The sequence below is a fragment of the Burkholderia sp. MSMB1078WGS genome (assembly GCF_001528895.1).
Lineage (GTDB): Bacteria > Pseudomonadota > Gammaproteobacteria > Burkholderiales > Burkholderiaceae > Burkholderia.
Map to the genome: position 1 here is coordinate 157,823 of NZ_LPDI01000085.1, position 23,782 is coordinate 181,604.

Genomic DNA, 23,782 nt, shown 5'->3' on the forward strand with positions numbered 1-23,782 from the left:
TATGAACAAGAGAAAAGTGATTCCGAGTCTGCGTTCGCTCGCAGATCAAGAACGCGCGACGGCCAAGAAGGCGCGCGCATCGTGGCAGATGTTCACGATTATGGCAGAGTTTATCGAGGCGACCGAGTACCTGTCGGAGATCCGCCCGGCCGTCAGCATCTACGGTTCTGCCCGCCTCAAACCCGACACGCCGCACTACAAGCTCGCCGCGCAGATCGCGCGCAAGCTGTCGGACGCCGGCTTCGCCGTGATCTCCGGCGGCGGCCCCGGCATCATGGAAGCCGCGAACAAGGGTGCGCACGCCGGCAAGGCACCGTCGGTCGGCCTGAACATCGAGCTGCCGCACGAGCAGGCGGGCAATCACTATCAGGACATCTCGCTGCGCTTCCGCCACTTCTTCACGCGCAAGGTCACGTTCGTGAAGAATTCGGATGCGGTGATCGTGATGCCGGGCGGCTTCGGCACGCTCGACGAGCTGTCCGAAGTGCTCACGCTGATCCAGACGAAGAAGTCGCGCCTCGTGCCGATCATCCTCGTCGGCAGCGAGTTCTGGCAGGGGCTGCTGCAATGGTTCCGCGATCAACTGATTCCGATGGGCCTGATCAATCCGGAAGACATGGATCTGATGCAGGTGATCGACGATCCCGACCAGGTGCTGGATGCCGTGCTCGCGTTCTACGAGGACAGCGGCGAGGAAGAAGGCTCGGATGACGAAGATCATCCGCCGCGCCCGGAAGAAGACCGGATGTTCTATTTGTAACCGGTCAATGACGACAGCCGGCCCGACGGCCGGTGTCGTGCTTTTCAACTATGGACCTCGCGATCCGGCGGCCCGCCGGGCGTGATTTTGTAACGCGAGGTTAATGCCCGTTCGCCGCCGCGCGCGGTCGAATGTCAAATCCCCGCAGTCGGCGCTGCGCCATGTCGCGGGATCGCCCATACCGGCGGCCCGTCACTGTCAAATGGATGACCGGTCGCCCGCCTGCGCACCGCCAATCCTCCGTAATAATCACGACTCGCCTTTTCCATCGCGCGCCAGCACACTTCATCGTGTCGGCGCGGCGATCCCCCGGTGGAACGGTCCCCCTCGCTTCCATCGCGTCGCGCCGGCCCATTCATCACCCCACCACGGAAAAGAACATGCAACGCTCGCTGATCGCCCTCGCCTTCGCCGGCCTCGGCCTTTCGCTGTCCGGCCTCGCTCACGCCGTCAACGTCGACGTCAACATCGGCACGCCCCCGCCGGTCGTCGTCGCGCCCGCACCCGTCGTGGTCGCACCAGCGCCGGCGGTCATCGTCGGCTGGCACGGCGACCGCTACTGGGATGGCCGCCGCTACTGGGAACGCCGCGAGTGGGAAGATCACGAGCGTCATCGCGGTCATGGCGGCTATCACTGCCCGCCGGGGCACGCGAAAAAGGGCGAGTGCTGAGCGCCCAAGTACGGGGCCATCCGGCCTTCGTATCGAAACGAAAAGAACGAGGCCGCACGCGAACCCGGGTTCGCGTGCGGCCTTTGTCGTGACGGACGCCGTTGCGCGGTGTCGTTACTGAAACGCCACTTCCGCGAAGCTTCTCAGCTTGCGGCTATGCAGCTTGTCGAGCCCGTTCGTGCGCAGGATCTCCATCGCCTTCACGCCGATCTGCAGATGCTGGTCGACCTGCCCGCGATAGAACGTGTCGGCCATGCCCGGCAGCTTCAGTTCGCCGTGTAGCGGCTTGTCCGACACGCACAGCAGCGTGCCGTACGGCACCCGGAAGCGGAAGCCGTTCGCGGCGATCGTCGCGCTTTCCATGTCGAGCGCGATCGCGCGGCTCTGCGACAGCCGCTGCACGGGCTCGCGATGGTCGCGCAGCTCCCAGTTGCGGTTGTCGACGCTCGCGACCGTGCCGGTGCGCATCACGCGCTTCAGTTCCGCGCCTTCGAGCCGCGTGACCTCGGCCACGCCGCGCTCGAGCGCGAGCTGCACTTCGGCCAGCGCCGGAATCGGCACCCACAGCGGCAGGTCGGCGTCGAGCACGTGATCCTCCCGCACGTAACCGTGCGCGAGCACGTAGTCGCCGAGACGCTGCGTGTTGCGCAGCCCCGCGCAGTGACCGAGCATCACCCACGCGTGCGGACGCAGCACCGCGATGTGATCGGTGATCGTCTTCGCGTTCGACGGGCCGACGCCGATGTTGACCATCGTGATCCCGCTGCCGTCCGCGCGCTTCAGGTGATACGCGGGCATCTGCGGCAGGCGCGGCGGTGCGGTGCCCTCGGCCGGTTCGCCGCCGAGGTTCGCGTTGTACGTGACGACGTCGCCCGGCTCGACGAACGCGCTGTACTCGCTGCGGTACGCGCGCACCTCGGGGTCGTCGCTTTCCGTCATCAGCGTACGGCCGAGCTTCACGAACTCGTCGATGTAGAACTGGTAGTTCGTGTACAGCACGTAGTTCTGGAAGTGCGTGGGCGACGTCGCCGTGTAGTGGCGCAGCCGGTGCAGCGAGAAGTCGACGCGTGCGGCCGTAAACAGCGCGAGCGGATGCGGCTCGCCCGGGGCCGGTTCGAACGTGCCGTTGACGATACGATCGTCGAGATACGACAGATCGGGCGTGTCGAAGATGTCGCGCATCGCGAGCAGGCGGTCGCGATCGAGTTCGCCCTCGAGATGAATGCCTTCCGGAAAGGCGAAATGGATCGGAATCGGCTGCGACGACACGCCGATCTCGATCTTCACATGGTGGTTCTTCGACAGCAGGCGCAGTTGCTCGCGGTAGTAGTTCGCGAAGAGATCGGGGCGCGTGACCGTCGTCTCGAATACGCCGGGGCCCGCGACGAAGCCGTACGAGCGGCGCGAATCGACGTGCGTGTTGACGTCGGTGCGGATCCGCACGAACGGATAGCACGCGCGCACGTGCTCGGTGATCGGTTCGTGGCGGCGATAGCGCGCAAACGCATCGCGCAGGAAGCCCGTATTCGTGTCGTAAATGGCGGACAGCCGCGCAACGGCGGCGATCGGATCGTCGAAAGCCTCGACCGACGGGCTTTCGGGCGACAGCACACGGTGCCGGCGGCTCAAATCGTTCTTCATTTTCATCACCTCGTCTGATCCGACGACATTACCACGGAACCCCGTCGCCTTTATGGCTGCCCCTGCGCGCGCCAGGGCCGGATGGCGCGCAGTATTTGCTAAAATCGGTGGGTTCACTGGAGACTCATCATGAAGCCGCTCATTTTCGTCGCCGCTGCCGTCGCGTTTGCCGCCGCCAGCGTCGCTCACGCCGCCGGCGGCACGCCTGACGCCGACGCGCAGGCCCGGGCCGAGGCCAACGAAGCCGCCGGCCTGCCCGATCTCCGCAAGATCAACCGGCCGGGCGCCGAAGTCACGTCGAAAGTCGACTTCGCCGACATCCGCCGCACGCCGAGCTTCCACGAAAAGAGCAAGAACGGCACCGAAGTCACCGAGTACCGCGACCGCGGCAAGCCGGTCGAGATCGACGTGAAGTCGAACTTCGGCACGCGCTACCAGATGAGCTCGACGCCCGACACGTCGCCGAAGCCGCACGACGCGGGCATCCCGATCACGCGCCTGCCGTCGCTGAACCTGCGCTACTGATTCCGTGGCGCCGCGCACCGATCGCGCCGCGCCGCCCCTTCACCTGCTGTCGCGATGCACGCCGCCCGCGTGCCGACACCCTGACCTGACGCATCCCGCATGGCCGTTTTCACCGCTGTTTCCGACTCCGATCTCGCGCAATGGATGCGCCACTACGAACTGGGCGACGTGCTTGCGTTCCGCGGTATTCCGTCCGGTATCGAAAACAGCAATTTCTTCCTGACGACGACGCGCGGCGAATACGTCCTCACGATCTTCGAAAAGCTCACGGCGCAGCAACTGCCGTTCTATCTCGACCTGATGCGCCATCTGGCCGCCCACGGCGTGCCGGTGCCGGACCCGGTCCCGCGCGACGACGGCGCGTTGTTCGGCGAACTGCACGGCAAGCCGGCCGCGATCGTCACGAAGCTCGACGGCGCGGCCGAACTCGCACCGGGGGTCGAACACTGCATCGAGGTCGGGCAGATGCTCGCGCGTCTGCACCTCGCCGGGCGCGACTACCCGCGCAGCCAGCCGAACCTGCGCAGCCTGCCGTGGTGGCAGGAGAACGTGCCGGCCATCGTGCCGTTCATCACGGACGCGCAACGCACGCTGCTCGAAGGCGAGCTCGCGCACCAGGCCGGCTTCTTCGCGTCGGACGACTATGCGGCGCTGCCGGGCGGGCCGTGCCATTGCGACCTGTTCCGCGACAACGTGCTGTTCGCCCATGCGGCGCCCGGCACGGGCCACGAGGTACGCCTCGGCGGCTTCTTCGACTTCTACTTCGCGGGCTGCGACAAGTGGCTGTTCGACGTCGCGGTGACCGTCAACGACTGGTGCGTCGACCTCGCGAGCGGCGTGCTCGACGTCGCGCGCGCCGATGCGCTGCTGCGCGCATACCAGACGGTCCGGCCGTTCACGGCCGAGGAACGGCGCCACTGGAGCGACATGCTGCGCGCCGGCGCATACCGCTTCTGGGTGTCGCGCCTGTACGACTTCTACCTGCCGCGCGCGGCCGAGATGCTCAAGCCGCACGACCCCGGCCATTTCGAACGCATCCTGCGGGAGCGTATCGCGCATACGCCCGCGCTTCCCGAGATCCAAACCGCATGCAACTGATCGAAGTGCCCGCGAAAACGGGCTATGTCTGGTTCCGTCAAGGCATCTGGCTGTTCCGCCGGAATCCGCTCGCGTTCATCACGCTGTTCTTCACGTACCTGCTCGCCATTACGCTGGTGTCGAAGGTGCCCGTGATCGGCTCGGCGCTGCCGCTGGTGTTCATTCCCGGCATCGCGGTCGGTTTCATGGCCGCGTGCCGCGACACGGTGGCCGGCAAGACCGTGATGCCGACGATTCTCGTCGACGGCTTTCGCTCGTACGGCACCGTCGCGACCCAGCGGCTGCTCGCGCTCGGCGCGATCTACGTCGCGTCGATGGTGCTGGTGTTCGCCGCTTCGTCGTTCGTGGACGGCGGCGCGCTGTTCCACGTGATGATGGGCGCGGCCGACGAAGCGAACACGACGCCCGAGACGCTGGCCGCGCAAGGCACGCTCGGCGCGTTGTTCTTCGCGACGCTGCTCTATCTGCCGGTCTCGATGCTGTTCTGGTTCGCGCCGGTGCTGGTTGCGTGGCATGACGTCCCGCCCGCGAAGGCGCTGTTCTTCAGCGTCGTCAGTTGCTGGCGCAATCGCGGCGCGTTCGTCGTGTACGGCGCGCTGTGGTTCGGCGTCGCGCTCGGCACGTCGCTCGCGCTGTCGCTGCTGCTGCAGGCGCTCGGCGCCGGCGCGTATGCGCTGACGATCATGATGCCGGTGACGATCATCATCGTCACGATGCTGTACTGCTCGTTCTACGCGACCTATCGCGGCTGCTTCGGCGTGCAGGAACCGGGCGCGACCACGACGATGTCGGGCCGCTGACCCTTCTCCCGGCCGGCGCATGTCGCCGGCCATCTCGCCGTTTCTCGCGCCGGCTCGTCGCCCGGCGCGCCTTGACCTCTCTCCTTTTTCCGCTATCGACCCGCATCCGGTCGCCCCTATTCAATCCGGTCTTTTGGGCGCAAAATAATTTGCGTACAAATCGTTCGCGCATCCGCCGCGTTTCCCCGAATCATGGATCGCCTGCCTCCGCTGCCCCAGACGCTCGACGAGCAACTGTGCTTCGCGCTTTACTCGACTTCGCACGCGATGACGAAGGCGTACAAGCCGCTGCTCGACAAGCTGTCGCTGACCTATCCCCAATATCTCGCGATGCTCGTGCTATGGGAACGCGACGACATGGCCGTGAAAGACATCGCCGCGCGGCTCGATCTCGATCCGGCCACGGTCACGCCGCTGCTCAAGCGGCTGGAAGCGCTCGGCTACGTGGAACGCGTGCGTAGCGCGGCCGACGAGCGCGTCGTCAACGTGCGCTTGACGCCGGAAGGCCGTGCGCTGAAGGATCGCGCGCGCTCGGTGCCCGCCGATCTCTTTTGCGCGATGCAGCAAACCCCCGAGTTCCTGATCAGGCTGCGCGCCGATCTCCAGCAATTGCGCGACGCGCTGTCGGCAGCCAACGAACGCTGACGTTCGAGCGCCGAGCGATCTGAGCGGCGCCATCGGGTTTTTCTTTCAAATTTCATTTGCACACTAATGATTTGTGTTCTATATTTTTCTCGTGGCCGGCGACGCCCCGTCTTGCCGGACTGCTTTTCTCCCCTTTTCCCGACAGGAACTGCACGATGAACATTCTGTACAAGACCAGCGCCACAAGCACGGGCGGCCGCGACGGCCGCGCGGTATCCGCCGACCACAAGCTGGAAGTGAAGCTCGCCGCGCCGCGCGAACTCGGCGGCACGGGTGCGGAAGGCACGAATCCGGAGCAACTGTTTGCCGCAGGTTACTCGGCCTGTTTCCTGAGCGCGATGAAATTCGTCGCGGGTCAGAACAAGCAGACGCTGCCGGCCGATACGCAGGTCACGGCGGAAGTGGGCATCGGCCCGAACGATGCCGGCGGCTTCGGGCTCGACATCGAACTGCGCGTATCGCTGCCGGGGCTCGACAAGGCCGACGCGCAGGCGCTGGTCGACAAGGCCCACCACGTGTGCCCGTATTCGAACGCCACACGCAACAACGTACCGGTGCGCCTGACGGTCGTCTGACGCGACGCAGGTTCAGCAGAATGCAAAAAGGGCGCGTGCGGCACCATGCCGCACGCGCCCTTTTGCGCGAATCGTCGAAATGGCGGGCCGGCAGGCCCGCGTGCGCCGCTTAGCGCGCGCCGAACGAATACGGGCGGTTCAGTGCCGCGTCGCGATCGATCTTGCGCATGCGGAATTCGAGATCGTAGATGTCGGTGGCTTCGGCCAGGTACGCGTCGGCGCGTTCTTTCGCGGCCTTTTCAGCATTCTTGGTCAGCATCAGGAAGAGGTGGCTCAGCAGGTACATGTTCGATCTCGCAAAGGTCTGGACTAGGGTTTTCCCGAATTATAGGGAAAACCCTAGTCTTTGGCCAGCATCGATCAAACGGTGCGTCGTTCGGTCGCCACAGTGCGACGATTGGTTTCGAAAAAGGCCCAGATCATAGCGCTTGCGTCGGGGCCGACTGCCGCGTGAAACGGCACGGCTTCGTCGCCGCCGGCCCATGCGTGATCGAGCCCTTTCACGTGGCAAAGCCGCACGACCGGCTCGCCGTCGCGGCATACGTCGGTAATCCGGGCGCCCGTTTCGCGCGTCTCGACCCGCTCGCCGCCGCGCAATGCACCCCGGCTGTCGGCGAGCCCGTTCAGGCGCATGAACTGCACGGCCAGTTGGTCGGCATTCTTCGGCGCGACGACCCGATCGCCGTCGCCCTGGACGATCAAGGCCGGCATGCCCGGATACGCGCCGGCGTCGACCAGCGTATCGACCGCCGCCGCCGGGTTCTGCCGCAGGCCGCGCCGCATCACGTCCATCGCCGTGATGCCGGAATTCGCCTCGCCCAGCGCGGGGCCGGAGTGCAACGCGACCGCCGCGAAGCGGTCCGGATGGTGCAGCGCAAGAAGCGACGCGAGGCCCGCGCCAGCCGACAGCCCCGCGACATAGACGCGCGACGCGTCGAAGCCGTGCTCGTCGACCAGCGCGTCGACCAGCGACGCCACCGCGTCCGCCTCGCCCCGCCCCGCGCGGTCGGTGTCCTCATACCAGTGCCAGCAACCATGCGCGTGCGCACGCAGCGACTGCTCCGGATACAGCACCGCGAAACCGTGCTTGTCGGCCAACAGGTTCATCCGCGTGCCCTGCGCGAATTCGTCGACGGACTGCTTGCAGCCGTGCAGCATCACGACGAGCGGCATCGCGTCCCGCCGGCGGCCGGGCGGCACATAGAGCCCGTACGCGAGGTTCTGGACGAGGCGGCCGAGCGCCGGCGCCATCGGATGTTCGCCGCGCGTCCATTCGCCCGCCGCCCAGGCGGCCGCGCGCGGCCGCACGCGCGATTCGCGCGGCTGGGACGGATCGGGCACGGCAGGAGAGGCCACGGCCTCGAGTGCATCGCGGGTGATGCGCTGCGCATCGCGCGCCGCTCGCTTGGCGACCGGAGACAGCATGCGTTTCATGCCGCCCAGCCACACCTTGGTCAGACTTTTGGTCATCGATCGGGCTCGCAGTCAGGAAAAATAGGGGCGCCATCAGAGCACCGCAACGGATGCATCGTTCGACTTTGTGCAATGCACCATAGCATTGTTTCCAGGATTTTTCCTGCGCGCCGATCGTTCCCGATGGTGCAAAAAACGGGCCTCATGCGGACGCGGCGCTATACTGAGGCTTCGTCGCTTGTATCCGTTGTAGTCGTTCTTCCCGGCTCGCGCGTTGATTTAAGCATTGTCCCCGCTTCGTCCGCCCCTTCCCGATGTTCGACCTGCCCGCTCACCTGTGGATCATGATCACCGCGTTCGGCGGCGCCGGCCTGACCTTGCCGCTCGCGATCACGATCGCCGTCTGGCTCGCGCTCGGCTACTCGTGGCAGCGCGCGGCCGCATGGCTCGGCGTGCTCGCGGCCGCGATCGGCGTGGTGGCGCTCACGAAGATCGCGTTCCTCGGCTGGGGCATCGGCATCCGCGCGTGGGATTTCACCGGGTTCAGCGGGCATGCGATGCTGTCGACGTCGGTGTATCCGGTGGCGATTTTCCTCGCGCTGATCCGCACGCGCACGCCGGTGCGGATCGCCGGCATCGCGCTCGGGCTCGCGGCCGGCGTCGCGGTCGGCGTGTCGCGGGTCGCACTCGCCGCGCATTCGCCGTCCGAATCGATCACCGGCTGCATCGTCGGCGCGATCGCCGCGCTCGCGTTCATCGCCGGCTCGTGGCGCGCGGCGCCGCACCGCTGGTCGGTGCCGGCGGTCGTCGCGAGCCTCGCGCTCGTCACCGTGGCGCTGCACGGCCTCACGGTGCCGTCGCACCGCTGGGTCACCAAGGTCGCGCTGCAACTGTCGGGCCACGAGCGCCCGTTCGTCCGCGCGCGCTGGAAGGCCAATCCGAACTACCACCCTGCGTCGCAGCCGTCGTCGCTGCAGCGCACCCAATCGGCGCCGCATACGCTTCACGCGTGACGGGCGCCGCTTTCCACGTCTGACCGTTTCATGCGCACCTTCGCATGAGCAGTATGCCGAGCGTTATAACCCGCCCTATATTACGATTACGGTTTCCACCCCATTCGAAACGAATCCCATGCGCTCAACCGTCCGTCCGCTTCGCCGCGCCCTGCTTCGCCTGCTGCCGATCGCCACGCTTGCCGCCGGGGTCGCGTTCAGCGCGCCCGCTTCCGCCGCCGACGAACTGGTCGTGTCGGCGGCCGCCAGCCTGACGAATGCATTCAAGGCCGTCGGCGACGCGTACGAGAAGCAGCATCCCGACACCAAGGTGCTGTTCAATTTCGGTGCATCGGACGTGCTGATGCAGCAGATCGCCAAGGGCGCGCCGGCCGACGTGTTCGCGTCGGCCGACCAGAAGGCGATGGATCGCGCGGTAAACGAGAAGGTGATCGTGCCCGGCACGCGCCGCGATTTCGCCGCGAACTCGCTCGTGCTGATCGTGCCGGCGGATAGCCGCGCGGCCGCGCCGACGTCGCTGAACGACCTCGCCGCGCCCGGCGTGAAGCGCATCGCGTACGGCGACCCGGCCTCGGTGCCGGTCGGCCGCTACACCGAGGGCGCACTGCGCGCGGCCGGTGTGTGGGACGCCGTCAGCGCGAAGGGCGTGCTCGCCGCCAACGTGCGCCAGAGCCTCGACTACGTCGCGCGCGGCGAGGTCGACGCGGGCTTCGTGTTCGGCACCGACGCCGCGATCATGCCGGGCCGCGTGAAGGTCGCGCTGACGGTGCCGACCCAGACGGCCATCACCTATCCGATCGCCGTGGTCAAGGACAGTCGCCACGCCGCGCAGGCGCAGTCGTTCATCGATTTCGTCGCGTCGCCGCAGGGCCAGGCCGTGCTGTCGACGTTCGGCTTCAAGCCCGCCAAGTGAGCGTATCGCGATGCAAGACGCCTGGGTCCCGCTGCTGCTGTCGCTGAAGGTGGCCGGCTGGGCGACCGCGCTCGACATCGTGCTCGGCGTCGCGGCCGCGTTCGTGCTCGCGCGCTGGCGCTCGCCGCTGCGCGACGTCGTCGATTCCGTGCTGACGCTGCCGCTCGTGCTGCCGCCGACGGTGCTCGGCTATTACCTGCTCGTGCTGCTCGGCCGGCGCGGCGTGTTCGGCGCGTGGCTCGACACGCTCGGCATCGCGCTGGTGTTCACGTGGCAGGGTGCGGTGATCGCGTCGATGGTCGTCGCGTTTCCGCTGATCCTGAAATCGGCGCGCGCGGCGTTCGAGGGCGTCGATCCGCATCTGGAGCGCGCCGCGCGCACGCTCGGGCTCGGCGAAGGGGCGGTGTTCTTCCGTGTGACGCTGCCGCTCGCCGCGCGCGGGATCCTCGCGGGGGCGCTGCTCGCGTTCGCGCGTGCGCTCGGCGAATTCGGCGCGACGCTGATGATCGCCGGCAACCTGCCCGGCCGCACGCAGACGCTGTCGGTCGCAATCTACGCAGCCGTGCAGGCCGGCGACGACGCCACGGCCAACTTCCTCGTGCTGGTGACGTCGATCACCTGCGTGCTCGTGCTGCTCGCGACCGGCTGGCTCGTGCCGTCGCGCGCCAGGCGGAGCCAACTGACATGAAGCACCCGTCCCGTCCGTATCGCCGGCGCCGTCCGGCAGCGTGCCTGCCTCGGCGGAGGGTCGAATGAGCCTCGTCGTCGATATCCGCAAGACCTATGCGAACGCCGAGCGGCGCTTCACGCTCGACATGTCGTTCACGGCGGCGACGCAGCGCGTCGTGCTGTTCGGACCGTCGGGCGCGGGCAAGAGCATGACGCTGCAAGCGGTCGCGGGACTGCTGACGCCCGACGAAGGCGCGATCGTGCTGAACGGCGAACCGCTGTTCGACGCCGCGCGCCGCATCGACGTGCCGACCCGCGAACGCCGTGTCGCGTACCTGTTCCAGGACTACGCGCTGTTTCCGCATCTGAACGTGCGACAGAACATCGCGTTCGGGCTCACGTCCGGGCTGCGCAACCCGCGTGCGAAAACGGCGCCGCCGGAGGTCGCGTACTGGCTGCGCGCGTTCGACCTCGAATCGCTCGCGGGGCAGTACCCGTCGCAGTTGTCGGGCGGGCAGAAGCAGCGCGTGGCGCTCGCGCGCGCGCTGGTCGCGCAGCCGCGCATCCTGCTGCTCGACGAACCGTTCGCGGCGCTCGACGGCGCGATGCGCCAGCGCATGCGTCATGAGCTCGCCGAACTGCAGGCGCGGCTCGACATCCCGATGGTGCTGATCTCGCACGACCCCGACGACGTCGCCGCTTTCGGCGACCAGGTCGTGCAGTTGAGCGAAGGACGCGTGCAGGCGAGTGCGCCGCACGCCGAGTGGCCGACGCGCGTCACCTGAACGCGCGACGCCGTGGTCGTGACCGTGGCGCTGGCCGCCACGTTGAAGCCTGAGAGACGCCGCGCCCGCGGCACATGCTGAAAGCGGAAACGAAGCCGGTGCGATGCAGACGAATGCGGCACCGGCTTCGCCCCGCCCCTGCGGCGAGCCGCGCTGCCCGCCCGGTCAGCCCGTCACCGCCAGAATCACGCTCGACGCCTTGAACAGCGCGATCGCGCGCCGGCCGGCTTCGAGCTGCAACGCGTCGACGCTGTCGTTGGTCACGACGGCCGTCAGCGTCCCGCCGCCGTCGAGCGCCAGCGTCACCTCGCTGTTCACCGCGCCCGCCGCGACAGCTTCGACGCTGCCGCGCAGCCGGTTGCGCGCGGACACCTTCAGCTCGGCCCCGCCATCGTCGACCGCGAGCACGACCCACGACGCCTTCACCAGCGCGCACGCGCTCGCGCCTTCCCGCAGCCCGAGCGCCTCGGCGCTTTCGTGCGTGAGCACGGCGACGACGGATTGCCCGCCCGGCAGCGCAAGCGTCACCTCGTCGTTGACGGTGCCGCGCACGATCGACGCGACCTTGCCGAACCACTGGTTGCGCGCGCTCGTCTTCATCCCGATCCGGCCGATCAGCGCCCAGTCGACGTCGAAGCCGGCCACGGCCGCGCTCGCGGCCTCGATGAAGCGGCGATGCTCGCGCTCGATCGTGCGAAATGCGGCGATCAGCGACGTCGCGCGCGGCGTCAGCGTCGTGCCGCCGCCGCCCTTGCCGCCCGTCGAACGCGCGACGAGCGGCTCGCCGGCAAGATTGTTCATCGTGTCGACCGCGTCCCACGCGGCCTTGTAGCTGAGACCGACGGCCTTCGCCGCGCGCGTGATCGAACCGGTGTCGCCGATCGCCGCGAGCAGCGCGATGCGCGTCGCGCCGCCGAGCGTCTGTTCGCCGGCGCGCAGCCACAGCTCGCCGCCCAGTTCGAGCGGCCCGGCGGACGAGGAAGAATGCGGTGCGTCGGTCATCATCGGCATGCGTGCGGGAAACGGGCGGCCATTATAGGGGCGACGCGCGGCGCTCAGCCCGGCTTGCCGCCGAGCTTCGGCGCCCGCAGGCTGGCCAGTAGCGCCTCGGCGTCGCGTGCCGCCCGCTGTTCGAGCGCGGCGCCGTAGCCGCGCACGAAACCGAGCTGGTACGGCGGCGCCGCGAGTTGCTCGAGATGATGCAGCGCGACCATCGCGTCGTTCGCCTCGCCGAGCACGCTCTGTACGCGCGCCAGCGTCTTGACCGTCTCGTTGCGCGTGCGGCGCGACGCGAGCGACGCGAAGAATTCGAGGGCATAGCGCAGCCGCTTCGCATCGATCCGCACCCGATGGCGTGCCGCGGTGTCGAGCGACGTGAGCGACGGCGATGCGTAGAGATGACCGAACAGCCGCCGCACACGCTTGGTCGCGTGACGCCGCAGCGACGGCGCGTCGTCGCCATCGGCCGCCGGCAGCGCGAGCGCGCTCAGCCATTCGAGCCAGCCGAGCGTCAGCCGCGCATAGCGGGCCGAATGCAGCGCCTGCCGCAGTTCGACCCGCGCGGCCATCGACTGCGCGCGGGCGGCGTCGAGCGTGCCGCCCCAGTCGCTGCCGCCGCCGTCGGCCGCGATCAGCGCGGGCAGGCTCTCGGTCGCGAACACGTCCCAGTCGCGCACCGTGCCGAGCAGCGCGGCGAGCCAGCGCAGGTCGACGCCGAGCGTGTCCTTCCATTGACGGTCGGTGAAGCGCGGGAAGAAGCGCATCAGCGTGCGCAGGCGGCGCAGCGCGACGCGCATCTGGTGCACGAATTCGGGATCGTCGCGATCGAGCACGCCGCATTCGTTGCCGAGCCATTGCGCGGTGATGTCGCCGGACAGCGCGAACAGCGCGGCGCGCTGGGTGCGGATGCCGGTCAGGTCGACGGATTGCGCCTTGACCAGCGCGGGAGCCAGCGGGCCGCCCGCACAGGCGCGGTCGATCACGCTCGTCAGTTGCACGAAGGCGGGCCACGCGCCGCTCAGTTCGCGCGCCGCGGCAAACAACGCGCGCAGCGCGGCCGTGCGCGCGGCCACGGTTTCCCAGTCGGGCGCGGCCAGGCGCAGCTCGACGTGGCGGCGCGGCGGCTCGCCGCCGCCGTGCAGCGTGATGTCGTCGAGCGTCATTTCGACCACGACGCCGCTGTCGTCGGCCCAGCGCCCGCGCCGCCGTTCGCTGACGAGGCGCAGCGCCGACGCCTGGGACCGCGCTTCGTCGGTGTCCGGTGCAACGCCGCCGACGGCGGCCGGTGCGTCGGCACCGGCTGCGGCACTCGGCGTGGGTATCAGCAGCGGCGTGGCGACCGCGATCCCCGCGTGCTCCGCGTCGAACAGTTCGCGCTGCGTGACGCCGGGGGCGAACGTCGCGGTGCGCGAGGCGACGACCCGCGTGCCATGCGCGTTCGATTCGACCCACGTCCACCAGTTCGCGCCGGGACTCCGCTCGGCCTCCTCGATCTGGCACGGTGCGATCGTCACGCGCTCGTGGCCGCGTCGCATCCGGACCTGCGGGCAGATCCGCCACGCACGCACGAGTTCGGCGCCGAAGTCGCGCTGCGCGCCCCGGGCGCGGCTTGCGCCCTTGACCGGCCAGCCTTCCAGCGACAACGACAACACGATTTCCAGCACACGCGACATGGAGGCTCCTGCACATGAAGGATCGCCGGCGCATCGACCGCGCCGGCGTCGCTCGTGAAGCAGCTTCCATAGTACACGGCCCAAAACGGCGCAGGCGACGATCCGGCCCTGTCTCCCTGCGGCCGGTCAAGCCGGCACGTCAAACGGCGTATTGCGCGATGCCGTTGCCGAACGACCAGTTCTCCTTCAGCACCTCGACGAGACTGATGAATACGTCTTCCCGCCGCACGCCGGGCTGCTGCGCGAGGTTCTCGACGATCGTCCGGTACAGCGCCCGCTTCTGCTCGAGCGTGCGTGTGTTGTTCGCGGTGATCTGGATCATCACGAGATCGTCGCTGCGCTCGATATCGTAGTAATGACGGCCGAACACGAAATTCTCGGCCGCATGCTCGGTCACGACCATGAAGATGTCGTCCTCGGGTACGTTGAACGTCTGCATCAGCGCGCGGTGCACGCCGTCGACGAGGGCCCTGCGGTAGGCGGCCGGTTTGCCTTCGCGTACGGCGATACGGGTGAATGGCATGGTCTTGCTCCTGTCGGTAAGTGACGTTGAAGAACGAAAACACAGCGTCAGGTTAGGCGCGCCAATCTATAATGAACAGTCATTGATGAATATTTCATTCATTTTCATTTGAAATGAAAGTACTCGATCTCGATGCCGTCCGCGCATTCGTGCTGGTCGCCGACCTCGCCAGCTTCACGCGCGCCGCCGATGCGCTCGGCACCACGCAATCGGCCGTCAGCCTGAAGCTGAAGCGGCTGGAAGCCCATCTCGGCAAGCCGCTGCTGGCGCGCACGCCGCGCGTCGTCAAGCTGGCCGCCGACGGCGAAAATTTCCTGCCGGCCGCCCGCGCGCTGCTCGACGCGCACGAGCATGCGCTCGGCGCGATCTCGACCGGCACGGTCCGCCTGTCGCTCGGCGTCAGCGAGCACGTCGCGGTGCCCGACCTGCCGGCCGTGCTCACGAGCCTGCACCGGCAGGATCCGGGGCTGTCGCTGGAAATGCATCTCGGCGCGTCGACGAGCCTGCTCCCGCAATACGACGAACGGCGGTTCGACGCGGTGATCGTCCGTCACGAGCCGGGCGAGGATCCGCCGCGCGACGACGGCACCCCGCTGTTCACCGAGCCGCTGGCCTGGCTCGCCGCGCCCGACTGGACGCCGCGCGCCGGCGAGCCGCTGCCGCTCGCGGTGCTGGCCGGCCCCTGCGGCGTGCGGGCCGCCGCGCTGCGCGCGCTCGACCGCGCGGGGCTGCCATGGCGCGAGCGCTTCACGGGCGGCGGGGTCGCGGCGGTCACGGCGGCGGCCGCGGCGGGGCTTGCCGTCTGCCCGCTCGCGCGCCGCGTCGCCCCGCGCACGCTGGTCGACGTCGGCACGAAATTCGGGCTGCCGCCGCTGCCGCAATCGCAGGTCGTGCTGTATTCGCGCGTACGCGACGCCCGGGCCGCCGCCGCGCTGCGCAGGTTTGCCGACAGCCTTGCAATCTCGGCGTAAACTAGCGGGCTTCGCCGCCCCGCAATCTCCAGACGAATGCCGATGAAGCCCGACGCCCGCAAGCACCTCCGCGCCAATCTGCTGATGCTCGCCGCAGCCGCGATCTGGGGTTCCGCTTTCGTCGCGCAACGCCTGAGCCTCGACGTGATCGGGCCGTTCCTGTTCACCGGACTGCGCTTCCTGCTCGGCGCGCTCGTGCTGGTGCCGCTGCTGACGGTGAATGCGGCGTCGCGCGCGCAGCTCGCGGCCATCCGGCGCGAACCGGCCCTGCTGCTGCCGGGCCTCGCGCTCGGCGGTCTGCTCGCCGTGTCGATCTCGCTGCAGCAGTTCGGCCTGCAATACACGCGGATCGCCAACGCCGGCTTCATCAGCTCGCTGTACGTCGTGATCGTGCCGCTGATGGGCGTGTTCGCGCGCCACCGGATCGGCGCGGGCACGTGGTTCGGCGCGTTGCTGGCCGCGATCGGCCTGTATTTCCTCAGCATCGACGAACACTTCGCGGTGCTCGACGGCGACTGGTTCCAGCTCGCGGGCGCCGTCATCATCGCCGCGCACGTGATGGCGGTCGGCCATCTCGCGAAACGCCACGATCCGCTCGTGCTCGCGTTCCTGCAATTCGCCGTGTGCGGCATCGCGTGTCTCACGGTCGGCCTGGCGGTCGAACCTGTCAGCGTCGCGATGCTGCGCGGCGCGCTGCCGACGCTGCTGTACGGCGGGCTGCTGTCGGTCGGGGTCGGCTATACGCTGCAGGTCGTCGCGCAACGCGACGCGGCGCCCGCACACGCGGCCGTGATCTTCAGCATGGAAGGCGTGTTCGCGGCGATCGCCGGCTGGGCCGCGCTCGGCGAAACGCTGACGCTGCGCGCGCTCGTCGGCTGCGCGCTGATGCTGGCCGGCCTGCTCGCGTGCCAGTTGCTGCCGAACGGCGACGCACGGAAAAAGGACGAGGACGCGCTGCCGGCGTGACACCCACCGTCCCTATAATGGCGATTCGCGTGACTTCCACGCCAACCGCTTCCGACAGGCCTGCTCCGTGACGTCCACTTCCGCCGATCCCGCCGCCGACCTGCTGCGCGAACGCGCAGCGCACTACGCCGCCCAGGCGGCGCTGTTCCTGCGCGACCAGGCGCTCTCCATCGCGTCGCACGACCTGCGCAGCCCGCTGAATGCGATGCACAGCTGGGCCTACGTGCTCGAGCGCCAGCTCGCCAATGCCGATCCGAACCTGCAGCGCGCGCTCGCGGGCATCCGCACGGGCATCGACCAGCAGGTCGCGCTGATCGACGGCGTGCTCGACGCGCCGCGCGCGGAAACGCGCATGCTCACGCTCGCGCCGCGGCCGTTCGCGCTGCGCGCGCTGCTCGACGAGACGATCGCGCTCGTGCGGTTCGCGCTCGCCGACGCACGGCAGGTCGCGCTCGACACGACGCTGCCGGACGGCGAACCGTCGCTCGCCGTCGATCGCGAACGCGTCGCGCAGGCGCTCTGGACCATGCTGACGACGGCCGTCGAGGCCAGTGCCGCGGGCAGCCGCGTCGCGTTCGCCTGCACGCGCGACGGCGCGCAATTCACCGCGCGCGCCACCTGCACCGTGGACGCCGGCGTGCTCGTCGATCCCGCGCAGCCGCACGCGTTCGAATCGTTCGCCCGGCGCGAGATGCTGCGCGAGCGCGATACAAAACGCAGCGCGTGGACGCTCGCGCTGTGCCAGCGCGTCGCACTCGCGCATGGCGGCACGTTCGCTCACGACGTGTTCGCCGATGGCGCCGCCGCCACCCTCACGTTCTCGATTCCCTGCGAGGCGCCGGTGTAAGCCAGCGGCCAGCCGACACATTACAAATTCCTTTCCGGCTCTATACTGATGGGCCTGTCATAACCGGAGCGATTCTTTGTTACAGATCTTCGCGCTCATCGGCGCGTTGTTCCTGGTGGCCCTGAACGGGTTCTTCGTTGCGGCCGAATTCGGCCTCGTCAAACTCCGCGCGACGCGCGTCAAGACCCTCGCCCGCAAGCGCGGCCTGCGCGGGCGCATCCTCGGCATCGTGCATGGCCGGCTCGATGCGTATCTTTCCGCGTGCCAGCTCGGCATCACGCTCGCGTCGCTCGGCCTCGGCTGGGTCGGCGAACCGGCGTTCGCGCAACTGATCGGCCCGCTGCTCGACCTGATCGGCGTCCACTCCGAACGCGTCGTGCACCTGATCTCGCTCGTGTTCGCGTTCTCGCTGATCTCGTTCCTGCACATCGTCGTCGGCGAACTGGCGCCGAAATCGATGGCGATCCGCCAGTCGGAGAAGGTCGGCCTGTGGGTCGCGCTGCCGCTCTACGCGTTCTACTGGGCGATGTACCCGGCGATCTGGGTGCTCAATACCAGCGCCAACGCGGTACTGCGGCTTGCGGGGCTGTCGGCCGACCACGGCGGCGATGCGCACTATTCGACCGACGAGCTGAAGCTGATCCTGCGCAGCCGCCGCAGCGCGGCCGGCAATGCGGCCCAGCCGGCGCGCGGCACGTACAGCAACGACGAGTGGAACACGCTCGCGCACTCGCTCGATTTTTCGTCGATGACGGTGTCGGACCTGATGCGGCCGGCCCATGAAATGATCGGCCTGCGGCGCGACCTGCCGCTGCCCGACAACATGGAGATCGTCGCGCGGCACCGCTTCAGCCGCTATCCGCTGTTCGAGGATGCGTCGCGCGAACAGGTGAGCGGGCTGATCCACCTGAAGGACCTGTTGCTCGCACGTCACGCGGGCGCCGCGCTCGAGGACCTGTCCGATTACGTGCGCCCGGTCCAGTACGTGAAGCCCGACACGCCGGCGCTCGAGCTGTTCCGCCGCTTCCGCAAGGGCGCCCCGCACTTCGCGCTGGTGGGCAACAAGGGCGAGAAGCCGATCGGCTTCCTGACGCTCGACAACCTGCTCGGCGCGCTGGTCGGCCAGATCCACGACGAGTTCCGCCAGGGCGATGCCGACTGGAGCCGCCTCGACGACGGCACGTTGATGGGCAAGGGCAGCCTGCCCGTCGTGTCGCTCGAACAGGCACTCGGCATCGACATCGACGAAGGCCGCGCGGAATCGGTCGGCGGCCTCGTGATCCAGGCGCTCAGCGACCTGCCGACCGAAGGGCAGCGCGTGTCGTTCGACCGCTTCGACGTCGTCGTGAAGAAGATGAACGGGCCGCGCATCGTGCTCGTGCGCGTCTATCCGAAGATCGCGAAAGAGGCCGACGAATGACGGCCGCGCGTCGCGTCGTCGCGCGATGAACGCGCCGCTGCCGCGCTGCTGCGTGATCACGCCGGAACCGGCGTCCGCGTCGGCGGCCGATCGGGCCGCGTTTCTCGACCGGCTGTCGGCCGTGCTCGCGCGCGGCGAAACGCTCGTGCAACTGCGTGTGAAATCGCTCGACGCGGCCGCGTTCGCGTCGCTGGCCGCCGCGGCGCTCGCGCGCTGCGACGCAGCCGGCGCGTCTCTGATGCTGAACGGCCCGATCGATGCAGCCGGCGTAATGCGGCTCGACGGCGCCGGCTGGCATCTCGACGGCGCCGCCTTGCGCGCCGTCGCGCAACGGCCGCTGCCGGCCGGCCGCCGCGTGTCCGCCGCGTGCCACTCGCGCGACGATCTGCTGCTGGCCGCGCGCGCGGGCGCGGATTTCGTCACGCTGTCGCCGGTGCTGCCGACGCTCAGCCACCCCGGCGCGCCGACGCTCGGCTGGGCGCAATTCGACACGCTGGCCGCCGAGGCCACGATGCCCGTGTTCGCACTCGGCGGCATGACGCGCGCGCATCTCGACGAGGCGCGCCGTCACGGCGCATACGGCATCGCGGGCATCCGCGGGTTCTGGTAATTCTGCGCCTTCGGCAGCGCTGCCGGGCCGGACCGCGCCCGGCTCCGGCGCGTCACGCGTTCATCGCGTCACGCGTTCAGGTTCGGACGCATCCCGCGCCACGAACCGTCGTCGATGCGACGCACATCGTGCGTCAGCGCGTAGCGATTGACGTCGCCCGTCAGCCACGCGACGAGCGAATACGGCGGCAACTCCCCTTCATCGACCCGGTCGCGCGCACGCGCCGGCGTCTCGAACACCACGCGCCCTCGCGGTGCGTCGAACGGCACCGCCTCGGGCGACAGGTTCAACGCGATCGTCAACGTTTCGTCGTCGGCAAGCCGCCACGATGCGCACAGCGCGTCGGCATCGCCGTCGCCGTCCGCTTTCAGCGCACGTGCGTCCTGCGGCCGGCAATCGGACAGCCTTGGCGCGATCAGCTTCGCGCGCACCGCGAGCGCCGACTGCACGAAATGCGCGCGGTCGATGTCGCGCGCGGTTTCGTCGAAGATCAGCGGGATCTGCGGCGTGAGCAGCGACAGCGCCAGCCCGGCCAGACCGGCCGCCTGCCCGCGATCGCCCGGGGCGCCGTCGCGCCATGCGCCATCGGACAGGACGAGCGACGTCAGCGACAGGCCGCCGTCGGCGGCCATCCCGTCAGCCGGCGCGGCCGGCCGGTACGCCGCGCCGGCCGCGGTCAGCGCGCGGGCGAGCGTGTGAATCGACTGGTGCATGGAAATGCCTTCATGCGCCGACGTGTCGCGCCCCGTGAGCCGGTGCAGCGCGCGTTCGCCGCAGCCGTTCCACTGTGCGTCGAAATGGGTATCGGCCAGATGGGCCGGATGCCGCTCGCTGCCGAGTACGAGATGGATCAGCCGGTCGGCCGGCACGGCGGCGCGCACGCGATCCGCGATCTCGCGCAGCCACGACACGCCGATCCGGTCGGCTTCGCGCAGGCGCAGCCCGTCGCAGCGGTATTCGTCGATCCAGTACAGCGCGTTGTCGCAGAAGAAATCGCAGACTTCCGGATGGTCGAGCGCGAGCGGCGCGGCCTGCAACGGATCGTCGCGCGTGTGGAAGAATGGCCCCGCGTAGTGGCGCAGCGCATCGGTGCCGCTGCCGAAGCGCGCGTAGTCGAGCTCCAGCAGCACCGCGAGACCGTGGCCGTGCGCGTCGTCGATCAGCGCCTTCAGCGCGTCGGGGCCGCCTTCGGCCGCGAGCGGCGCGAACGGCAGGCTGTCGTGCGGCGACGCGAGCAACTCCAGCGCGGTCACGCCGAGGCGCGCGAGCTGCGGCAGGCGGCGGCGCACGCCGTCGAAGCCGCCCACCGCGTGCGGGCGGATCGCATAGAGCGCGATGTCTTCCCACGCGCGCCCGTGCCAGAACGTATTGCGCCATTTGAACGCACGCGGATCGATGACCTCGCTCGGGCCGTTGAGCCCCTCGGGTTGCGAGCGTGACGCGGGATCGGGAATCGACACCGTATCGTCGAGACGATAGCGGTAACGTGCACCCGCGCCGCAGTCGACGAAGACTTCGAACCAGTTCGGGCCGGCGCTCGTCATCGGGACGAGCGTCGGGCCGTAGCCGGTATCGAGTTCGAGCTGGACGTGGGTGCTGCCGGGCGCCCATACGCGGAAATGCGTGCGCGGCGTCGTGCTGAGCGCGCCGCAAGGCTGCGCGCCAAACGGCAAACAATGGATGTAGTGCTGCGCGTACGGATCGTGCGGACAATCGGACATCATGCGCTCCTCGTGCGTACCGAGCGGCATGGCCGCGCCGATGGCGCAGCGCATCGGGGCCCGGCATGCGACGGCCAGGCGGGAGAGAGAAACGAGTATGCGCCGGATTCGCCATCGCGATGCATCGTGATCAGACATTTTTAAATGCGAATCGACCCCGGGAAACCGGCCGGTGCGGGCAGACGAGTCGGGTAGTCGGCATACCGGAATGATTGCTCGCCTTGTTGCGCCGGCCGCGCGCCCCTACGCTCTGCGTCATGCCCGCGGACACGTCGTCCGCTTCCGACCCGAGGAACTCCGCCATGTCGCTTCCCGCCAGCGCCGCGAAATTCGATCCGTCGCGCGCGCACGAATACGCCGAGCAATCGCGCATCGCGCTCGCCGGCTACGATGCCTGCCACGAACTCGCCGCATGCATGCTCGCGTCGGCGATCGGCGTGCCCGATGCACGGATGCTCGTCGCAGGCGCGGGCGGCACGGGACAGGAAATCTGCGTCGCGGCCGCGCTCGAACCGGGCTGGCAGTTCACGGCCGTCGACCCGTCCGCACCGATGCTCGCGCTCGCGCGCTCTAACGTCGAAGCCGCGGGTTTCGGCGCGCGTACGACGTTCGTCGAGGCCGGCGTCAACGCGTTGCCCGACGCGCCCGCGTTCGACGGCGCGACGCTGATCGGCGTGCTGCATCACGTGCCGGGCGACGACGCGAAAGCCGCGCTGCTGCACGCGATCGCACGACGCCTGAAGCCCGGCGCGCCGCTCGTGCTCGCCGGCAACCATCGACGCTATGCGGACCACCCGCGCCTGCTCGACGCCTGGCAGCAGCGCTGGCGCATGAAAGGCGCCACGCCGGACGCCGTGCGCGCGCAGCTCGCGAAGATCCTGCAGGGCGCCGATCCGCCCGCGTCCGAGGACGCCGTGTTCGCGCTGCTGCGCGAAGCGGGCTTCGATGCGCCGCTGCGTTTTTTCGCGAGCCTGTTCTGGGGGGCGTGGATCGCGGTGCGGCGCGCATGACGGTTCGATGCGGCGCGCAACGGCACGCGCCGTGCGATTCGCGAACGCGACGCATGCGCTCGGTATGATGTCGTTCCCGCTCCCTTTTCGGCCTCGACATGCTCACCGTCCATCATCTGAACAACTCGCGTTCGCAGCGCGTGCTCTGGCTGCTCGAAGAACTGGATGTGCCGTACGAGATCGTGCGCTACGAACGCGATCCGAAGACGATGCTCGCGCCGGCCGAATTGCGCGCGATCCATCCGCTCGGCAAGTCGCCCGTCGTGACCGACGACGGCCGCACGTTCGCCGAATCGGGCGCGATCGTCGAATACCTGGTCGAACGCTACGCCGACGGGCGCCTCGCGCCGCCGCCCGGCTCGCCCGAGCGGCACGACTACACGTACTGGCTTCACTATGCGGAAGGGTCCGCGATGCCGCCGCTGCTGCTCAAGCTCGTCGCGCAGCGGATCGCGCAAGCGCCGATGCCGTTCTTCGCGCGGCCGATCGCACGCAAGATCGCCGCGACGCTGCAGTCGGGCTTCGTCGATCCGCAGATCGCGCTGCATCTCGGCCATGTCGACGGCGCGCTGGCACGCACCGGCTGGTTCGTCGGCGACGGCTTCAGCGCGGCCGACATCCAGATGAGCTTTCCGCTCGAAGCCGCGACCGCGCGCGGCGGCGGCAGCCGGTATCCCGCGATCGCGCGCTTTCTCGACACGATCCATGCCCGGCCGGCCTACCGGCGGGCGCTGGAACGCGGCGGCCGGTACGACCTGCTCAAGTAACCGGCGTCAGTTCAGCAACCCCGCCGCGACGTTGATCGACAAGCCGAGCACGGCCATGTTGAAGTAGAACGACAGGACCGACTGCGCGAGCACCGAGCGCCGCGCGGAGCGGTTCGCGAGCGACACGTCGGCCGTCTGCGACGCGACCGCGAGCGTGAACGCGAAATACAGGAAATCCCAGTAATCGGGCTCCGGGTTCCGGTCCGGGAAACGGAGCGCGCGATCGCTGCTCGGCGAGCCGTAGTAGAGCCGCGCATAGTGCAGCGTGAAGATCGTCGGAATCAGGAACCACGCGCCGAACAGCGTCGCGCCCGTGATCGCGTAGTGGCTGAGTCCCGCGCTGAAGCCGACGCTCTTCGCGGTCGCGAGTTCGATCGCGATCGCGGCCACGCTCGCGACAGTCGCGAGGCACACGACGGTCAGCACGGTCGTCGCGTTTTCATCCTCGCGGATCGCGACTTCGCGCACCTTGTGATGATGCGCGGTGACCATACGCACCCACATCAGCACCAGATACAGCCAGACCGCGCAATCCCAGCCGATCAGCGCCCGCGCGGTCGGGCGCAGCGGAAACGGCAGCAGCACCGCGCACAGCACGCCGGCGACGAACGCCGCGACCATGCGCGGCCGGTTGCGTAATACCTGCGGATAAAACGTCATCGTGTGATTCCGAAAGCAGATGGAAAGGGTTCGGCCGGTGCACGGCATCGGCGGGCAACGCGCCCCGATTATCGCCATTCCGTCGCGGCGTGGCGATGGGCGGGAGC

26 protein-coding genes are annotated in these 23,782 nt (G+C 68.7%); 18 read left to right on the plus strand and 8 right to left on the minus strand.

All coding sequences use genetic code 11. The features are described 5' to 3' along the window. The first annotated feature begins 1 nt into the window (after nucleotide 1). Both WT24_RS21175 and WT24_RS21180 read left to right on the plus strand, forming a co-directional pair. Complete coding sequence (locus tag WT24_RS21175) at nucleotides 2–760, plus strand: TIGR00730 family Rossman fold protein (RefSeq protein WP_059501211.1); 759 nt, start codon at nucleotides 2–4, stop codon at nucleotides 758–760. Nucleotides 761–1,140: 380 nt separating this feature from the next. Then, nucleotides 1,141–1,431, plus strand: a complete 291-nt coding sequence (locus WT24_RS21180) for a hypothetical protein (RefSeq protein WP_059501212.1) — start codon at nucleotides 1,141–1,143, stop codon at nucleotides 1,429–1,431. Nucleotides 1,432–1,545: 114 nt separating this feature from the next. Here WT24_RS21180 and WT24_RS21185 read toward each other — a convergent pair whose 3' ends face one another. Further along, complete coding sequence (locus WT24_RS21185; protein ID WP_034205241.1) at nucleotides 1,546–3,072, minus strand: AMP nucleosidase; 1,527 nt, start codon at nucleotides 3,070–3,072, stop codon at nucleotides 1,546–1,548. 129 nt (nucleotides 3,073–3,201) lie between these two features. On the opposite strand from WT24_RS21185, the gene WT24_RS21190 reads away from it, so the two are divergent. From WT24_RS21190 to WT24_RS21210, 5 genes are all read left to right on the plus strand, one after another. After that, nucleotides 3,202–3,597, plus strand: a complete 396-nt coding sequence (locus tag WT24_RS21190; protein ID WP_006479446.1) for a hypothetical protein — start codon at nucleotides 3,202–3,204, stop codon at nucleotides 3,595–3,597. Between the two features lie 99 nt (nucleotides 3,598–3,696). Beyond that, nucleotides 3,697–4,695, plus strand: a complete 999-nt coding sequence (locus WT24_RS21195) for a homoserine kinase (RefSeq protein WP_059501214.1) — start codon at nucleotides 3,697–3,699, stop codon at nucleotides 4,693–4,695. Continuing rightward, nucleotides 4,686–5,495, plus strand: a complete 810-nt coding sequence (locus WT24_RS21200) for a BPSS1780 family membrane protein (RefSeq protein WP_059501215.1) — start codon at nucleotides 4,686–4,688, stop codon at nucleotides 5,493–5,495. The genes WT24_RS21195 and WT24_RS21200 overlap by 10 nt, the downstream gene beginning before the upstream one ends. Nucleotides 5,496–5,687: 192 nt before the next feature. Then, on the plus strand, nucleotides 5,688–6,140 hold the full coding sequence (locus WT24_RS21205) for a MarR family winged helix-turn-helix transcriptional regulator (RefSeq protein ID WP_060035768.1): 453 nt from the start codon (nucleotides 5,688–5,690) through the stop codon (nucleotides 6,138–6,140). A gap of 155 nt (nucleotides 6,141–6,295) precedes the next feature. Then, nucleotides 6,296–6,715, plus strand: a complete 420-nt coding sequence (locus WT24_RS21210) for an organic hydroperoxide resistance protein (RefSeq protein ID WP_048988685.1) — start codon at nucleotides 6,296–6,298, stop codon at nucleotides 6,713–6,715. A gap of 109 nt (nucleotides 6,716–6,824) precedes the next feature. On the opposite strand, the gene WT24_RS33260 is transcribed toward WT24_RS21210, so the two are convergent. Then, the gene (locus tag WT24_RS33260; protein ID WP_080747669.1) at nucleotides 6,825–7,001 is read right to left on the minus strand and encodes a DUF3563 family protein; all 177 of its coding nucleotides are present in this window, start codon (nucleotides 6,999–7,001) and stop codon (nucleotides 6,825–6,827) included. A 74-nt stretch (nucleotides 7,002–7,075) separates the two neighbouring features. After that, on the minus strand, nucleotides 7,076–8,185 hold the full coding sequence (locus WT24_RS21215) for a PHB depolymerase family esterase (protein WP_059501217.1): 1,110 nt from the start codon (nucleotides 8,183–8,185) through the stop codon (nucleotides 7,076–7,078). A gap of 257 nt (nucleotides 8,186–8,442) precedes the next feature. Between WT24_RS21215 and WT24_RS21220 the strand changes: the two genes are divergently transcribed. From WT24_RS21220 to WT24_RS21235, 4 genes are all read left to right on the plus strand, one after another. Then, the gene (locus WT24_RS21220; protein ID WP_059501218.1) at nucleotides 8,443–9,141 is read left to right on the plus strand and encodes a phosphatase PAP2 family protein; all 699 of its coding nucleotides are present in this window, start codon (nucleotides 8,443–8,445) and stop codon (nucleotides 9,139–9,141) included. Between the two features lie 118 nt (nucleotides 9,142–9,259). Then, nucleotides 9,260–10,054, plus strand: a complete 795-nt coding sequence (modA, locus tag WT24_RS21225) for a molybdate ABC transporter substrate-binding protein (RefSeq protein ID WP_059793877.1) — start codon at nucleotides 9,260–9,262, stop codon at nucleotides 10,052–10,054. A gap of 10 nt (nucleotides 10,055–10,064) precedes the next feature. After that, entirely contained in the window at nucleotides 10,065–10,742 is a 678-nt protein-coding gene (gene modB / locus WT24_RS21230) for a molybdate ABC transporter permease subunit (protein ID WP_059501220.1), read from the plus strand. A gap of 64 nt (nucleotides 10,743–10,806) precedes the next feature. Continuing rightward, nucleotides 10,807–11,508, plus strand: coding sequence for a sulfate/molybdate ABC transporter ATP-binding protein (locus WT24_RS21235; protein WP_060035769.1), 702 nt, complete (start codon nucleotides 10,807–10,809; stop codon nucleotides 11,506–11,508). A 165-nt stretch (nucleotides 11,509–11,673) separates the two neighbouring features. Here the strand turns inward: WT24_RS21235 and WT24_RS21240 are convergent, their stop codons facing one another. The 3 genes from WT24_RS21240 to WT24_RS21250 all read right to left on the minus strand — a co-directional run bounded on the left by WT24_RS21240 (nucleotide 11,674) and on the right by WT24_RS21250 (nucleotide 14,703). Further along, nucleotides 11,674–12,510, minus strand: coding sequence for a TOBE domain-containing protein (locus WT24_RS21240; protein ID WP_060035809.1), 837 nt, complete (start codon nucleotides 12,508–12,510; stop codon nucleotides 11,674–11,676). A gap of 53 nt (nucleotides 12,511–12,563) precedes the next feature. Beyond that, nucleotides 12,564–14,180 carry a CHAD domain-containing protein gene (locus tag WT24_RS21245; RefSeq protein ID WP_060035770.1) on the minus strand — a complete coding sequence of 539 codons (1,617 nt, stop codon included), beginning with the start codon at nucleotides 14,178–14,180 and terminating at the stop codon, nucleotides 12,564–12,566. Between the two features lie 139 nt (nucleotides 14,181–14,319). After that, entirely contained in the window at nucleotides 14,320–14,703 is a 384-nt protein-coding gene (locus tag WT24_RS21250; protein ID WP_034205254.1) for a tautomerase family protein, read from the minus strand. 113 nt (nucleotides 14,704–14,816) lie between these two features. Between WT24_RS21250 and WT24_RS21255 the strand changes: the two genes are divergently transcribed. The 5 genes from WT24_RS21255 (at nucleotide 14,817) to WT24_RS21275 (ending at nucleotide 19,517) form a co-directional block, all read left to right on the plus strand. Then, complete coding sequence (locus WT24_RS21255) at nucleotides 14,817–15,674, plus strand: LysR family transcriptional regulator (protein WP_059501223.1); 858 nt, start codon at nucleotides 14,817–14,819, stop codon at nucleotides 15,672–15,674. 42 nt (nucleotides 15,675–15,716) lie between these two features. Next, nucleotides 15,717–16,640, plus strand: coding sequence for a DMT family transporter (locus WT24_RS21260; protein WP_060035810.1), 924 nt, complete (start codon nucleotides 15,717–15,719; stop codon nucleotides 16,638–16,640). A gap of 67 nt (nucleotides 16,641–16,707) precedes the next feature. Further along, nucleotides 16,708–17,487: a sensor histidine kinase KdpD gene (locus WT24_RS21265; protein WP_060035771.1), complete on the plus strand. Its 780-nt coding sequence runs from the start codon at nucleotides 16,708–16,710 to the stop codon at nucleotides 17,485–17,487. Nucleotides 17,488–17,563: 76 nt separating this feature from the next. Further along, nucleotides 17,564–18,907 carry a hemolysin family protein gene (locus WT24_RS21270; RefSeq protein ID WP_059501225.1) on the plus strand — a complete coding sequence of 448 codons (1,344 nt, stop codon included), beginning with the start codon at nucleotides 17,564–17,566 and terminating at the stop codon, nucleotides 18,905–18,907. A 25-nt stretch (nucleotides 18,908–18,932) separates the two neighbouring features. After that, nucleotides 18,933–19,517, plus strand: a complete 585-nt coding sequence (locus tag WT24_RS21275; protein ID WP_059501226.1) for a thiamine phosphate synthase — start codon at nucleotides 18,933–18,935, stop codon at nucleotides 19,515–19,517. A gap of 68 nt (nucleotides 19,518–19,585) precedes the next feature. On the opposite strand, the gene WT24_RS21280 is transcribed toward WT24_RS21275, so the two are convergent. Then, nucleotides 19,586–21,238: a DUF3459 domain-containing protein gene (locus tag WT24_RS21280; RefSeq protein WP_060035811.1), complete on the minus strand. Its 1,653-nt coding sequence runs from the start codon at nucleotides 21,236–21,238 to the stop codon at nucleotides 19,586–19,588. 302 nt (nucleotides 21,239–21,540) lie between these two features. Here WT24_RS21280 and WT24_RS21285 point away from each other — a divergent pair, with 302 nt between their 5' ends. Beyond that, nucleotides 21,541–22,248, plus strand: a complete 708-nt coding sequence (locus WT24_RS21285) for a class I SAM-dependent methyltransferase (RefSeq protein WP_060035772.1) — start codon at nucleotides 21,541–21,543, stop codon at nucleotides 22,246–22,248. A gap of 98 nt (nucleotides 22,249–22,346) precedes the next feature. Further along, on the plus strand, nucleotides 22,347–23,015 hold the full coding sequence (locus tag WT24_RS21290) for a glutathione S-transferase (protein ID WP_059501228.1): 669 nt from the start codon (nucleotides 22,347–22,349) through the stop codon (nucleotides 23,013–23,015). Nucleotides 23,016–23,021: 6 nt separating this feature from the next. On the opposite strand, the gene WT24_RS21295 is transcribed toward WT24_RS21290, so the two are convergent. Next, complete coding sequence (locus WT24_RS21295) at nucleotides 23,022–23,675, minus strand: DUF1345 domain-containing protein (RefSeq protein ID WP_059501229.1); 654 nt, start codon at nucleotides 23,673–23,675, stop codon at nucleotides 23,022–23,024. Nucleotides 23,676–23,782: the final 107 nt, after the last annotated feature.